At 44.1% G+C, this 13,683-nt stretch carries 11 protein-coding genes; 4 read left to right on the top strand and 7 right to left on the bottom strand.

The window, feature by feature from the left end:
- Positions 1-339: 339 nt before the first annotated feature.
- From JMY02_RS01880 to JMY02_RS01870, 3 genes are all read right to left on the bottom strand, one after another.
- A complete protein-coding gene (locus JMY02_RS01880) occupies positions 340-2,505 on the bottom strand; it encodes a DNA primase (RefSeq protein ID WP_201594634.1) in 2,166 nt (721 codons plus the stop codon).
- Between the two features lie 142 nt (positions 2,506-2,647).
- Complete coding sequence (locus JMY02_RS01875; protein ID WP_201594632.1) at positions 2,648-3,859, bottom strand: outer membrane protein assembly factor BamD; 1,212 nt, start codon at positions 3,857-3,859, stop codon at positions 2,648-2,650.
- 211 nt (positions 3,860-4,070) lie between these two features.
- A complete protein-coding gene (locus JMY02_RS01870) occupies positions 4,071-4,352 on the bottom strand; it encodes a hypothetical protein (RefSeq protein ID WP_201594630.1) in 282 nt (93 codons plus the stop codon).
- Positions 4,353-4,472: 120 nt separating this feature from the next.
- On the opposite strand from JMY02_RS01870, the gene JMY02_RS01865 reads away from it, so the two are divergent.
- The 3 genes from JMY02_RS01865 (at position 4,473) to JMY02_RS01855 (ending at position 7,418) form a co-directional block, all read left to right on the top strand.
- On the top strand, positions 4,473-5,738 hold the full coding sequence (locus JMY02_RS01865; protein ID WP_201594627.1) for an RluA family pseudouridine synthase: 1,266 nt from the start codon (positions 4,473-4,475) through the stop codon (positions 5,736-5,738).
- Positions 5,739-5,745: 7 nt separating this feature from the next.
- The gene (locus JMY02_RS01860; protein WP_201594625.1) at positions 5,746-6,711 is read left to right on the top strand and encodes a polyphenol oxidase family protein; all 966 of its coding nucleotides are present in this window, start codon (positions 5,746-5,748) and stop codon (positions 6,709-6,711) included.
- A gap of 95 nt (positions 6,712-6,806) precedes the next feature.
- Positions 6,807-7,418: a flavodoxin family protein gene (locus JMY02_RS01855; protein ID WP_201594623.1), complete on the top strand. Its 612-nt coding sequence runs from the start codon at positions 6,807-6,809 to the stop codon at positions 7,416-7,418.
- Between the two features lie 298 nt (positions 7,419-7,716).
- On the opposite strand, the gene JMY02_RS01845 is transcribed toward JMY02_RS01855, so the two are convergent.
- The 4 genes from JMY02_RS01845 to tolQ all read right to left on the bottom strand — a co-directional run bounded on the left by JMY02_RS01845 (position 7,717) and on the right by tolQ (position 11,272).
- Positions 7,717-9,009 (bottom strand): PD40 domain-containing protein, encoded by a 1,293-nt coding sequence (locus JMY02_RS01845; RefSeq protein WP_201594619.1) that lies wholly within the window; start codon positions 9,007-9,009, stop codon positions 7,717-7,719.
- Between the two features lie 80 nt (positions 9,010-9,089).
- A complete protein-coding gene (locus JMY02_RS01840) occupies positions 9,090-10,079 on the bottom strand; it encodes a cell envelope integrity protein TolA (RefSeq protein ID WP_201594617.1) in 990 nt (329 codons plus the stop codon).
- A gap of 15 nt (positions 10,080-10,094) precedes the next feature.
- Complete coding sequence (gene tolR, locus JMY02_RS01835; RefSeq protein WP_201594615.1) at positions 10,095-10,553, bottom strand: protein TolR; 459 nt, start codon at positions 10,551-10,553, stop codon at positions 10,095-10,097.
- Entirely contained in the window at positions 10,550-11,272 is a 723-nt protein-coding gene (gene tolQ / locus JMY02_RS01830) for a protein TolQ (protein ID WP_201594613.1), read from the bottom strand. Before tolQ ends, tolR begins: the two co-directional genes overlap by 4 nt.
- A gap of 487 nt (positions 11,273-11,759) precedes the next feature.
- On the opposite strand from tolQ, the gene JMY02_RS01825 reads away from it, so the two are divergent.
- Positions 11,760-13,055, top strand: coding sequence for an NCS2 family permease (locus JMY02_RS01825; RefSeq protein ID WP_201594611.1), 1,296 nt, complete (start codon positions 11,760-11,762; stop codon positions 13,053-13,055).
- Positions 13,056-13,683 lie beyond the last annotated feature (628 nt).

The following is a 13,683-nucleotide window of genomic DNA, read 5'->3' as shown; positions in this document are numbered from 1 at the left end:
CAATGCTAAAAAACAGCTAAAAATTAGAAAAGCTAAAAAGACTGCAAAATGGTATCTAAAAGCTGATACGTAAAAATAATACCTAAAATTTGTGCTTAACGATGCATGCTCACAATCGTTCACCAAGCAGTGCTGTCAATATACAGCGACACAGTTTAACACAGACCACAGTCGTCAAGCACGAGGTAGTAGTATCTACCGACCATTTTTTACTGATTATTTGCTGTCAGTCAAAGGATTCAGGAGCGGCTCATGCTACTGGGTATAATCATTAATAGTGGGGGCAGCAGTGATGCTTTTAAAGGGCGTGCGCTGCAAAAGAAAAAACAAGGCCACAGATTATGATTGTACCGTGACCATCTGCGCTGATTGCTCCGCTTGCTGCGCGCGTAACCAATCGTTCAATAGCTGCGATTGTTTACGGACAATCGCCAGTTTAATATGATCGGGATTTTTTATCAGCTCTTGCATCTTTTTTTGTAGATGCAGTTTGAGCAGTTGCATCACCAAATTGTCAATCATCTCATCAAGGCTCAAAATATTTCTTGCAGTCAACGTTTTATAAAATCCGCCCCAGCTGCGACTAAGGGTTTCTTGGGTCATTGGTTTGACATTCGATAATATAAAATGTGCCGCAGCGTTGGCATCTTTTGGTAGATAATTGAGGCAACGTTTGATGGTGCCAACAATATCAATCAAGGCGCTGTCTTGTAAATCTTCCCAAGCAACTGGGCGCAAAATGTCGGGTGTGACTTTTTGTTTAATATGTGCCGGCAAGTGTAAGTCATTGATGCCTGCTTGCCGCCAAATCGATTCAATAGGATCGTCTGTCAATGCACGCGGCTGAAACAAAAAACAAAGCTGCAACTGCTGGCTGATGGTCATATCTCCATCAAAATCGAGCAGCGCATCTTTGGCCTCAACGTTCTGACTGCGTTTGCCACCAAGCTTTTGATAAATATCATTATTGAGCAAATAACGAAAACTGCTGCCTTTAGGTAAGGCGGTGGTCAAAGCGCGCACTTGTGACATCAGCTTGGCTTTGCCTTCTGCCAGTCTTAGATCGTAACGCTCACTCAAGTACGCAAAAATATACTGTGACAGTGGCATGGCATTAGCGATCTGCTCATGCATGGCATCGCTGCCCTGACTTTTGATAAACGTATCAGGATCATGGTTGTTTGGTAATGTCAAAAACCGCAGTTCTTTGTCATCGGCCAGCACAGGGAGCGCAATTTCAAGCGTACGCCAAGCGGCTTTTTGTCCTGCGCTATCGCCATCGAAACTCAAGGTCAAAGTCGGGTTAAGCGTCAATAATCGCGATATTTGGCTCTCGTTAATCGCAGTACCCATAGAGGCGATTGCCCCGTAGATGCCCGCTTGATAAAGGGCAATTACATCCATATAACCTTCGACTACCAGCCAGCTATTGGCGCGCTGCTGGCGTGACTCATAATAGCCATACAGCACATGCTGCTTATGAAACACTGGCGAGTCTGAGGAGTTGATGTACTTGGGTTTTACCTCATCATCAAGCGCCCGCCCACCAAAACCAATGGTGCGACCTTGATTGTCTCGAATGGGAAAAATCACTCGGTCACGTAGCAGATCGTAATCGCGTCCAGACTCTGAGCTACGTACCAAACCGAGCGCCTTTAGGCCTGCGATATCTTGCGGGAACTGATGCTCAAGGTGCTGCCAGCCAAACGGTGCATAGCCCAAGCCAAAAGTCTCAAAAATCTCTTCAGTAACACCGCGTGACAAAAAATAATGCTTGGCGTGAGGATGGATGGTGAGATTGCGTTGATAGAATTGCTGTATTTGTTCTAATAGCTCGTACAGATTGCCATCTTCATCAGCATGGTTATTCATACTGTGCGGATCTGTGTTCTCATCGGTATTTGTCAGCCACAGGGGCGGATACCCATTGTCACTACTGTTACTACTATCGTTACTGCCGCTTTGATAGTCTGAACCATACGAGTCGGTTAGATAAGGCGCTGAATCATAAGCGTCTAGTGGTGGATAATTGTCATAGCTATTGTCGTCATTATAGGGAGGTGAGTCTGTATACGCTTGTGGATTCTGATTTATCTCGTTCTGATCTATGTTGCTGTGATTGGCATTGCTGTGAGCTATAGTTGGACTAGGCAGAGGCGGCGGTGCAACAGGTTTGGGTGCACTGCGTTGGTAACTGACGTTTTGCTGTTCTTCTTTTGGCACTTCAATGCCAGTCTGCTTTGATAACTCATTGACCGCTTCGATAAACGTTAAGTTTTCATAATCACGCAAAAAGCTGATGGCATTGCCACCGACACTACAGCCAAAACAATGATAGATGTTTTTTTGTGGATTGACATAAAACGACGGTGACTTTTCACCATGAAACGGGCAGCAGCCCTTGTACTCATTTCCCGCACGTTTAAGCGTGGTATGACGCCCAATAATACTGATTAAATCAGCTTGGCTATTTAATTGCTCGAGGATATGGTTGGGGATGCTCATACAAAAAACAGTTTACCATAGGTCAATTATGTTGGGGGACAGAATAGAGACAGAAAAATAAGGCCAACAGAGCGTTGACCTTATTATTTACGGCGTGCAATAGACGGTGTAAAGTCCATTAATATGATTGAATCTGAGTTAATTAATCATCATTCATATCGGTATCAGATGGGGTGAGCAAGATGCTATCACGGTCAGATTCAGGCAACGTCGTGCGGCGCGTTGGGTTGATGTTTTGTGGGTCAACGTTGGCTTCTCTAGCCGTAGAGCCAGTGCTTGATTGGCTAGTGATTCTTTCCGCTGACGCTTCAGGCAGACCTAAACCAATATTGAGACCAGTATTAGGTGCTATAAAGCTATTGGCTGCAGGCGCAGTAGTCGGTGCAACATTCGTGCTAGGCAATCTTAATTGACCGGCGTTACGAATCATTTGTGTCTTGGTTGCGCCGTTGTACTCACCAGTCGCAACCGACGTGTCTTCTACGCTTGAGCGCCCGAGCTTACCAAAGGTGATTCTATTGAGCCAAGAGCTATCACGTTTGGTACTCAGTTTTACGCTACCGTTACTGGTCAACATGTTTGGATAGTTAATCTGCAATAGTGTTTTATACTTTTGTGCCAAGTCTGTTAGACCCAGTTTTTCATGGCTATAGGCGAGGACAGCGAGAGCATCAGGGATGGATTCGCTCAGTGGATAGTACTGAAATACCCATTTGGCACGGTTTGCAGCGGCAACATAAGCTTCACGCTCGATGTACCAATTGGCTGCGCTCATCTCGCTTTCGGCAAACTGGTTGTAAATAAAAGTCATGCGCTGAGCAGCATCTGGTGTATAAGGGCTGTTAGGATATTTATTAATAAGTTCTTGGAAATTGGCAAAGGCAATTCGTAAATAGGCCGTATCACGCTCAGCTTGGTTTAATTTAAACAGTTTCAAGCCTTCAGACGACCCTTCCATATTGGCCACACCGCGCACATAATAGGCGTAACTGACTTGCGGATTAGAAGGGTAAAGGCTAATAAATTGCTCAGCGCTGGCAGCAGCGGTTTCAAATTTGCCACTGGCGTATTGGGCATACATCATATCGAGCAGGGCTTGTTCAGCATACTGTCCAGTAGGATAAAAAGTGCGTAGATTGGTCAGATCTTCGATGGCTTGTGTATAGCGACCTTTATCAATCTGGGCGATGGCGTCGTTATAGTAGCCTTGCTCTGACTTTTCGGCAGTTTCCACCGCATCGACATCTTTACCGCCAGTCAGATTACTAAAAGTCTGACAGCCCACTAGATTTATGCTTAACGCCAGTAGGGTGATAGAGGACAGTTTGATAAATGTATTGCCAACAGCTTGCATACTTCTTCTCCGACACAAGTCGCATAATAGCAGCAGCGCTATTATGCTGTATATTAATAATAAAAAATGATGCTTATGGCATCAGATAACTGTCTACTGCTAATAAAATATCGTTATTTTAAAAATGTAGTGCCATAGCATACAGTAAAATATGGCTATACTTTATAGAATAACGTTTGCTTCGTCTATTTTTTCGCCATCTATATTGTAGTTAGGATGGGTTAAACACGCATAAATAACTTATTTCAGCTTGGCATTTTAGCATGGGCGGCTGTTGTGAGCGATATCGAATGTCGCTGGTATTGGCAAATATACAGTAAATTACAGCAATGTCATGTTTTAGAGAGTTAGGGTTTGACGTTTGGCGCAGCGCTTTATCATCAAAAAACGACAGATAACGGACACCTTCTATAGGGCTTAAGCGCTCGGCATGATACACTAGCGCGATATTGCCTTCGTTTTTTTGCCGACGATTATTTTTATAATACGCCATGAATCAGCGAACGGCAGTCTTTTTTTATAATACTATTTTTTGAAGTTGCCCTTTAAACTTGCCTTACAAAATTCTGTTCGAAACTTCACCCTGTATAAATCCGCTATGAATAATAATACTATGACCACCAATTTAACACCGAATCAATCGCTAGATACTGATTCATCAGCACAAGAGTCACCAATGCCAAATGACGTTTTAAATAATAATGAGTTACCTGACGACAATCAGCCAGCGCTCGATGAACAAGCATATGACGATGTCCGTTCAAAAGAAGCGGTGTCAAAAGCTGCGATGCTAAAAGAGAGTGATGAGTTTGACGAAAATACAGTCGACGATGTTGATGAAGATGGTGAGGACATTGCTGATAGTGACGATGATGAAGTATCCATCGCTGGTCAAGCAGTGCCAGTGGTTATTGATATGACGCATACAGTCACAGAAGATCAGGCAGGTCTGCGTATCGATAAATTAGCCTCATTAGTATTCACGGATTTTTCGCGGGTTCAGTTACAAGGCTGGATCAGTGACGGTAGCTTGCTTTACAACGGCAGTGTGCAACGACCAAAAGTTCGCGTCAAGGCCGATGATGTTTTGCATTTATCCACGACGTTACAACAGCATAGTGGAGATCAGCCAGAAGATATAGCGATTGAAGTGGTCTATGAAGACGATGAAGTATTGGTGATTAACAAGCCAGTCGGCATGGTGGTTCATCCTGGCGCTGGCAATCAGACAGGCACTTTGGTCAATGCGTTACTGTATCACTATCCACAGCAGCACCATCTGCCGCGTGCAGGTCTAGTACACCGGATTGATAAAGACACCTCTGGGCTGTTGTTGATTGGTAAAACCAAGCCTGCCCAAATGGCATTGATGGAGCAATTAAAAGACAAGTCAGTCTATCGCCACTATCAGTGTGTGGTGGCAGGCGATCAGGCAAGCTTGATGCGCCATCGCCGTATCGATGCACCGATTGGTCGTCATCGCACCCAGCGTACCAAAATGACGGTCATGACGGCAGGACGTGAGGCGGTCACGCATTTGCTAAACGTCACTCCCCTTAATGGCAATTACTGTTTATTAGATGTGGGACTTGAAACTGGGCGAACCCATCAAATCCGTGTGCATTTAAGTCATATTACTTATCCGATAGTCGGTGACCGTATCTATGGTGGTCGTCGCCAATTACGTTCAGGTCTAACAGAAGCACAGCGCCAAGCGATCAGTAACTTTCCGCGTCAAGCCTTGCATGCTTATACATTGGGCTTTGTTCATCCAACGACTGGTGAAGATATTGAAGTCACCACACCACTGCCTGAAGATATGCAGCAACTAATTGCAGTGCTAAGCGACGGTTACGATGACGAATCCTTAATAGGGTAGATCAGCCATGATTAACACACTTCCTATGACATTGCTTGCGCACATTGATGATGTGGCTGTTTTTCAAACGGCGGCTTTCATCAGTGATGATATTAATGAGCCTAATGCAAAAAATAATCAGTTAATACCCCAAAGTCAGGCCAATTATGGGACGCTAAATTTGGGTTTGCATGTCAATGATGAGGCGGCACAAGTATTGAACAACCGCATGCGTCTGCTGGCTGCCATCAATGAAAAATTAGCGCACTTGTCATTAGAGAGTAAACCGCCTTTATGGATTAAAAGCTTGCATTGGGTCAATCAAATTCACGGTAAGCAGATTCATGATATTGAAGGCACCACGCTGAATATGAAACCCATGGCTGCTGATGCGATGATCAGTCAACAAGAAGGTCTTGGACTTGCGATAATGACGGCAGATTGTGTGCCCATTGTCTTATACCAACCAGCAAGCGGTCAGATAGCAGCGATTCATGCAGGTTGGCAAGGGCTGGCATGCGGCGTGATACAATCGACTGTCCAGCGCTTTACCGAATCTGGGCCTATTAAGGCTTGGATAGGCGTTTGTATCAGTCAAGACAATTATGAAGTTGGCACGCATGTCCGCGCCCAGCTACTCAAAGGTTGTATAGAAAATAAATCATTGACCCTAGACGGCATCGACAGTTTCAATCGGCTGTATGTAGTAAATTCTGATACGGCTTTGAACCATGATGATAATGCTCAGCATTTACATAAGACAGTTGATAAACCATCAAGTTATGCTACAGTGACATCGGAAAAAATTAAGCTAAACTTACCAAAATTAGCCGCAGACCAGTTAAGCGCCGCTGGTGTGATGTTAGACAATGCATCACTCATAAGCTGTAGTTATGCTGATGAACACTATTATTCTTATCGGCGTCAGACGCATTTGCAGCAGCCAGCAACAGGGCGTATGGCACTGGTTATCGTGCGCGGTGTTTCTGCATAAGAATTCGCTATTGACCAGCGGGAAATATCACCCGCGATTCATTCTTCATTTTTGTTACCGTTATTCAACCATTTACAGCCATTATTAGAGTTTGTATGAATATATCTGCCAAATCGTCTTTAACGCCCACTGATAATATCCCTAATGTGTCCATTGCCGTTATTTTTCATAGCAATTATGGTCATACGAAACGTGTTGCCGAAGCCATCGTCCAAGGTGCTCATCAGCAACTTCCAAAATCACAGGCCAAAGCCGTTGATGTTCACGATGTTGATTGGGAATATTTGGATCAGGCCGACTTGTTGGTTTTCGGTAGTGCTGTATATATGGGTAGCGTAACTGCTGAATTTAAGACTTTTATGGATGAGACGTCCAAGCGTTGGTATCAGCGCACATGGGAAGGTAAATGGGCAGCTGCTTTTGCCAACTCTGGTGGTCTAAGCGGTGATAAGCTGGCGGTATTACAGCAGATTTCTCTCTATGCGATGCAGCATGGCATGAACTGGATAGGATTACCGTTGATGCCAACGGGTCATGAGCCGCATGATTTAAACCGTCTATCCAGTTTTTTGGGTTTGATGACGCAGTCGCTTGATGGGCCACCCGAAGAAACGCCAGGATCTGGCGATATCGATACGGCCATTTGGTTTGGGGATCATCTTGCTAAAACCATTATCAAGCATCAACCGGCTGTATTAAGAGGCTAAAAACGAGTATTAAATCACTAAAAATTGTTTATGGAACGGCAAAAACAGACATCAAATCGATGTCTGTTTTTTTATCTTATGGCGCAGTATTTTGATTGATAACTATTGGTGCGGGATGGGCTGTAACAGGAATGGGGCTTTCAACAAATTGAAATGATTGGCAACCTGTAGATAACAGTGCTGTTGTCAATAAATAGACGAAGGTTAATAACTTCATAATGGTATCTCAGGAGGCACTTGACGGCATTAGGGCATGTTTAACACTTTATTCATGCATAAAACTTATGAGTTAAAGCGTCTATTGAGAGCCCGAAGACCATACTGGAGAGCGGATAACACCTTGTCCAGATTTACCAAACGATTCGCCACCGTTAAGTGATTTGATGGTCAGAACGCCTTTACCGCCTTGCTTAGAGGCGTATACCACACGCTTGCCGTTGGGAGAAAAGCTGGGTGCTTCATCGATACCTGTATTGCCTAAATTGGCAGTTACTGCACCGCTACTATTCATGATGGCGGCTGAGCGACCACTTAAAAAAGCAATTTGTGAGCCATCGCTACTAAACTGCGGGCTGGTGGCATAGCCGCTATTGGATACCTTGGTCGTACGTCCTGAGCCAAACTCGTAACGATAAATTTGTGGTTTATTGAATCCTGCTCGATCACTAACGAACACAAAGGATTTACCGTCAGGGGCATAGCTTGGCTGTACTTCACTACTGGGCCAGCTGGTGATTTTTCTAGGTTGGCCACCGCTGGCGCTCATCTCATAAATATCAGCACTGCCTTCAAAGCTGCTGGAAAACAGGATCTTGCTGCCATCAGGTGAGAATGAAGGACTCAAGTTATTTCCAGCAAAAGGCGTCAAAGATGTGGCACCGCCACCGCTAACATTTTGTACATAGATAACAGGGTATGATTTATCACGTTGTACTGAATAGGCAATACGGTTACCGTCTGGTGACCATGTTGGCGAGAAGATAGAGCCTGCCACCTCAGTAATGGTTTTGGCATTTTCGCCATCAGCATCCATCACTTTGAGGCGTGATACTTTCTCTTTGCCAACGCCAGTTTCTTCTATATAAGCAATACGTCCCGAAAAGTCACCTGGAATACCCGTAATCAACTCATATACTTTGTCGGAGATGACATGACCTGCATAACGCATGCTTTCTGTATTATTGTCAGCCGTCAAGCTTTGCTTGCCCTCGATAACTCGACCAGATTTGACATCAATCACTTCATAGTCGGTCACTATTTTGCCGCGATTACTGCGCGTGCTACCAACGACCAGATAAGGAATTCCCATACTTTGCCAAACGGGGAGAGTGCCTGCCAACTCACTGCTACTACGTGGTTGCTGTGGTAGGTTTTGGCTGGTGACGGTTAGCTCTGTTTTGCTTAAATTGTTTAAGATAATAGGCGATAAAACAGAGTCACCAGCGAACGGTACAAAAGCGACTTGGTTCTTTTGCACAGGAATGTCGTAATCCAGTTCTAAGACAACAGGCGCTGCAAACAAGCTAGGAGAAGCAAGAAGAGCTGTGGCACTACCAAGCAAAGCGATGAATAGTTTCTTTTGAGTATGCATGATTTGGTTGAGCTCCTAAAATGGTGTGATATAAGCCGTTTAATATAACATTATCAATAATATAAGGCGTGAGCAACTGATTAATTACTGCCTCTAAACTGTACGGTAAAAGTGGGGTATTTTGGGTCGTCAGCATCGATCGGTAGTCTGCCAGTCTCTAATACCGCTTGTTTGGCTGCTTCATTGACAGCGCTATCAGGTCCTGAAGCAGAGACATTGATGATATTGCCGCTGGCATTGACAGTGATGGTTAAAGTAGCGCTTTGAGTCGAGCCTTTAGCAGCGGTAGGCGGATTGTAGTTGCGTTTGATTAGGCCAATAATTTCACTATTGCTGGCACCGCTATTGCCACTTGCAGCAGATCGGCTGCCTTTCGAAGGGCTAGTCGTGGCTGTGTCGCCAGAAATACTAGACTGACCATCGGATAGGCTAAAGCTTTTACCCGAGCTACCAGTGGTTATTTCTATATTACGATCATTCGCGCTAGGACGGGTAATCTTAGGAGGATTGTTTTGTTTACTACGGAAATCTCCAAGCCTTTGCTGCTCTTCTATGCGCTGTTCTCTTTTGTCTTGCTCAATTTGATCATGCTCTTCTATTACGGATTCATCTAGTTGTGCTGCCCACTCAGCCATTCGCTGCTCATATTCTTGATTTTGCTCCAGTAAGCGTTGATGCTGTTCTTCGCTCATAAGCATAGGGCGACTGGCAGGTTCGTCAGAGCGTGTAAAAACAGGCACGCGCTGAGAGTTTGGTTGGCTGGGGTTTTGGCTACTAACGCTACCATCAGAGGTTTGGGCTTGCACCGCACTTGCCGTGCTGCTTTCAGCTTGCATGGCACTGGCCGCTGCTGCACGATTGGCCAAGATTTGTCCTTGCATTTCAGCAAGTTGCTCAGGTGAGACCATGACAGTCTCGATATTGCCGATGGGTGTCGTTTCAGTGTTGTAATAGCTATAAACGAGTAACCCAATCACCAAGCCGTGTGCTAGCAAACTGAGTAACGTCGGCAACGTTAATCCATTGCCCTCAGGTTGGGTCGGCACGTAGACGGTAGGAGCATTATGCATGATAAGGGTACTCAATTACAACGATGGTGTGGGCAAAGGAGCGCCTGTTAATAGACCAACCTTTTGAATGCCTGCTTGTTGTAAGGTTGCCATGAGGGTCATGATGGCACCATACTGATTGTTTTGGTCAGCATTAATCATGACTTGTAAAGGCTGAGCACCCGCATCGCTACTTTGGGTTTGTAGCGTGGTTAAGGTGTCAATCAATTCTGGCTCACTCATTGGCAAGTCGACATTATCTTCATAACTGATAAAAATCTCACCGCTATCGGTCAATGAGACGATGACTGGCAGCTGGCTTTGGCTCATGGTATTGGTCTGCTCTTTTGGCAAATCAACATCGACGCCCGTAATCAGCATCGGGGCGGTGACCATAAATATCACGAGCAGTACCAACATGACGTCGATATAAGGAACGACGTTCATCTCCGCATTTAATGCCTTTTTTTCACGGCGATAGGGACTTTGTTTCATAGCCCTTTAACCTGATTGGCATTGATTTGAGTTTCTCTATTAATAATGTTTTCTGCGCTGGTCTCACGCTGGAGCATACCGGTCATCTCATCGCAGAACAATGCACGAGAGTCATACAGAAGGCTAGATTTGGCGGTAAAATGATTGTAAGCCAGTACCGCAGGAATAGCCGCAAACAAACCCATGGCGGTTGCAATTAGGGCTTCAGCGATACCCGGAGCGACAGACGCCAGCGTTGCTTGCTCCGTTTGAGACAGTCCCAAAAAAGCATTCATGATGCCCCAAACGGTGCCAAACAAGCCGATGTAAGGCGCAACTGAGCCGATACTTGCTAGTGTTGTCAGTCCTGACTCCAATAATTGCTGCTGACGTCCTAGACCGACTCGCAGCTTGCGCTCCACACCATCGATGATGTCATCTTTGGGTTGGCGTTTTTTATGCATTCGCAGATATTCAGAAAACCCAACATAAAAAATCTGCTCAAGTCCTTGGCGTTCAGGCGAGCCTTGTACACCTTGATAAAGTTTGGCCAAATCTTCACCCGACCAAAACCACGTCTCAAACTGTTGATCAAAGTTTTTGGCCGTACCGAGCCGCGCACTCATACGAAAAATAATCACCCAGCTAAGCAAGGAAGCCAATAACAATAATGCCATCACAATCTGAACTAAGAGGCTGGCTTGGGTAATAAGGTCGATAATGTTTAAGGATTCAGGCATGTATAAGACTCATGAATAATGGATAATCACTGGTATGGCGCGACATAAAAACCAGATAAGAGCGGTGCTAGGGCATGTCATCAATTAGCATATTTATATTAGGGGCTTAGTGTACTGTTAAATACAGAAAATATCATTTATTAAAGTGTTAAATATCAAATAGGATCGTTGCGATTTATATTGTTGATTCTATATCGCTGACTGAATGGTTTAATAAGAAAACAATTCAGTCAGTATCACTGTTCTGTGACAGTCAATCGACTATCGCTGAGATATCGTTAGGCTAATACTGATTGAGCCAGTATGAATAATACATTTATACCCATGCGACACTGGTAATGATTGAATTTATACCGTAATTTCTCTAAAATGTTGCACTTTGTTACCCCTGCCGTTTGATAATGACGTCGCAATTTTTTGCTGGCGTCATCTCTATTTTTGGCAGCAATAAATTTGTTCTTTCACTAGCAAGCTGGGCGCGATACTTATGAATGCAATTGAACGCTATTTTGGGATTAATGGTGAAAACACCACGATCAAAACGGAAATCCTTGCCGGTATTACCACCTTTTTGACCATGGCTTATATCATCTTTGTAAACCCAAACGTATTGGCTGAAGCTGGTATGGATAAAGGGGCTGTGTTTGTTGCCACCTGCTTAGCTGCCGCAATAGGCTGCTTTATCATGGGTATTTATGCCAGACTGCCTGTGGCGTTGGCACCGGGCATGGGTTTGAATGCTTTTTTTACTTATGGCGTTGTACTAGGCATGGGTTATGCATGGCAAACGGCACTAGGGGCGGTTTTCCTTTCAGGTTGTTTGTTTATCATTTTGAGCTTATTTAAAATTCGTGAATGGATTATCAATGCCATTCCAACCAGTCTCAAGCAAGGTATTGTGGCAGGTATTGGTGCATTCTTAGCATTTATCGCACTGCAAAGCTCTGGCATTATTATTGGTCGTGATGCAACATTGGTAATGCTGGGTGATATGAGTTCATTTGCGCCTATGATGGCCGCTTTGGGTTTCTTTATTATTATCGGTTTGGTTTATAAAAAAGTGCCAGGTGCTGTCACGATTGGTATTTTAATCATTACGTTGATTAGCTTGTTTACAGGTCACACCCAATTTGCTGGCATTATGTCTGCGCCGCCATCTATCGCACCGACGCTCATGCAGCTTGATATTGCAGGTGCATTCGACGTTGGTATGATCAGCGTTATCTTCGCCTTTTTATTCGTTGATTTATTTGATACGACGGGCAGCCTAGTAGGCATCGCCAGTAAAGCGGGTCTAATCGATAAAAATGGCAATATTCCCAATATGGACAAGGCATTACTGGCTGACTCAACGGCCACGGTTACGGGTGCTATGCTGGGTACGTCATCGACGACCAGTTATATCGAAAGTGCTTCTGGTGTTGCTTCTGGTGGCCGTACAGGTCTGATGGCTGTGACGGTCGGCGTATTGTTCGTATTGAGTATTTTCTTTGCGCCTTTGGCTGGTATGATTCCGGCTTACGCCACGGCAGGGGCAATTTTCTATGTGTCTGTACTGATGCTATTTACCTTAAAAGACATCAACTGGGAAGACTTAACAGAAGCCGCGCCAGTGGCTGTGGTGCTATTACTAACGCCACTTACCTATTCTATCGCTGATGGTATTGCGCTTGGGTTTATTACCTTTACCGCAGTAAAGCTGATGACTGGTAAATTCTCAGAGATTACCATTCCAGTGTGGGTTTTGACGGTCATTTTATTGGCTAAACTGGTGCTTTTGTAAGTTTTTAACGTCATTGTTCAGGCAGTTATTGCTGCTTTTAGCCCCCTTTATTGCGAAATGATGAAGGGGGTTTTTTGGCTATAGAGAATGATTAAATGACTTCTGGTTTTCTCAAGTATTTGATTTAAAAAATAATTAATTCACTATAGTAAATAGAAAAATATTACCATAGCGTCATAGTTGATAAAGTGCTTATAACTGGTTGTTTTTTAGAATGATATTAATTTGTGAAAATGGTAAATATTGTTAGTTTGAAAAATTTTTTCATGCTAACATGCCCAAGTTAAGCGCATCACCTCAATCAACGCCGTAGAGGTTTTTCTTACAGTGAATTTGCGTTATATAAGATGACAGATTTAGGCTCAGTCAAAATGATCTTTTACTTATTATTGTTTTGATCAAGCGGTAGACATATCTGACCATCACACTCCTTTCACTACTGACAAGAAGAAGGCACTAATGCCGCTTAACTGTTCGTTGTTGCCTTTGTATTGTTAACGTAGCCCGTTTAACACTCGAACGATTTATCTAAAGATTTCCAGCCTGTGCTGGATTTTCCCGTTTTGTGATGGCGCTGTTTGGTGTTTTGATTATTGCTGTGAGTATCCATTCATGACCACTATTTCAG

Source organism: Psychrobacter vallis, assembly GCF_904846715.1.
Taxonomy (GTDB): domain Bacteria; phylum Pseudomonadota; class Gammaproteobacteria; order Pseudomonadales; family Moraxellaceae; genus Psychrobacter; species Psychrobacter vallis.
This window is presented reverse-complemented; position numbering and strand designations above follow the sequence as displayed.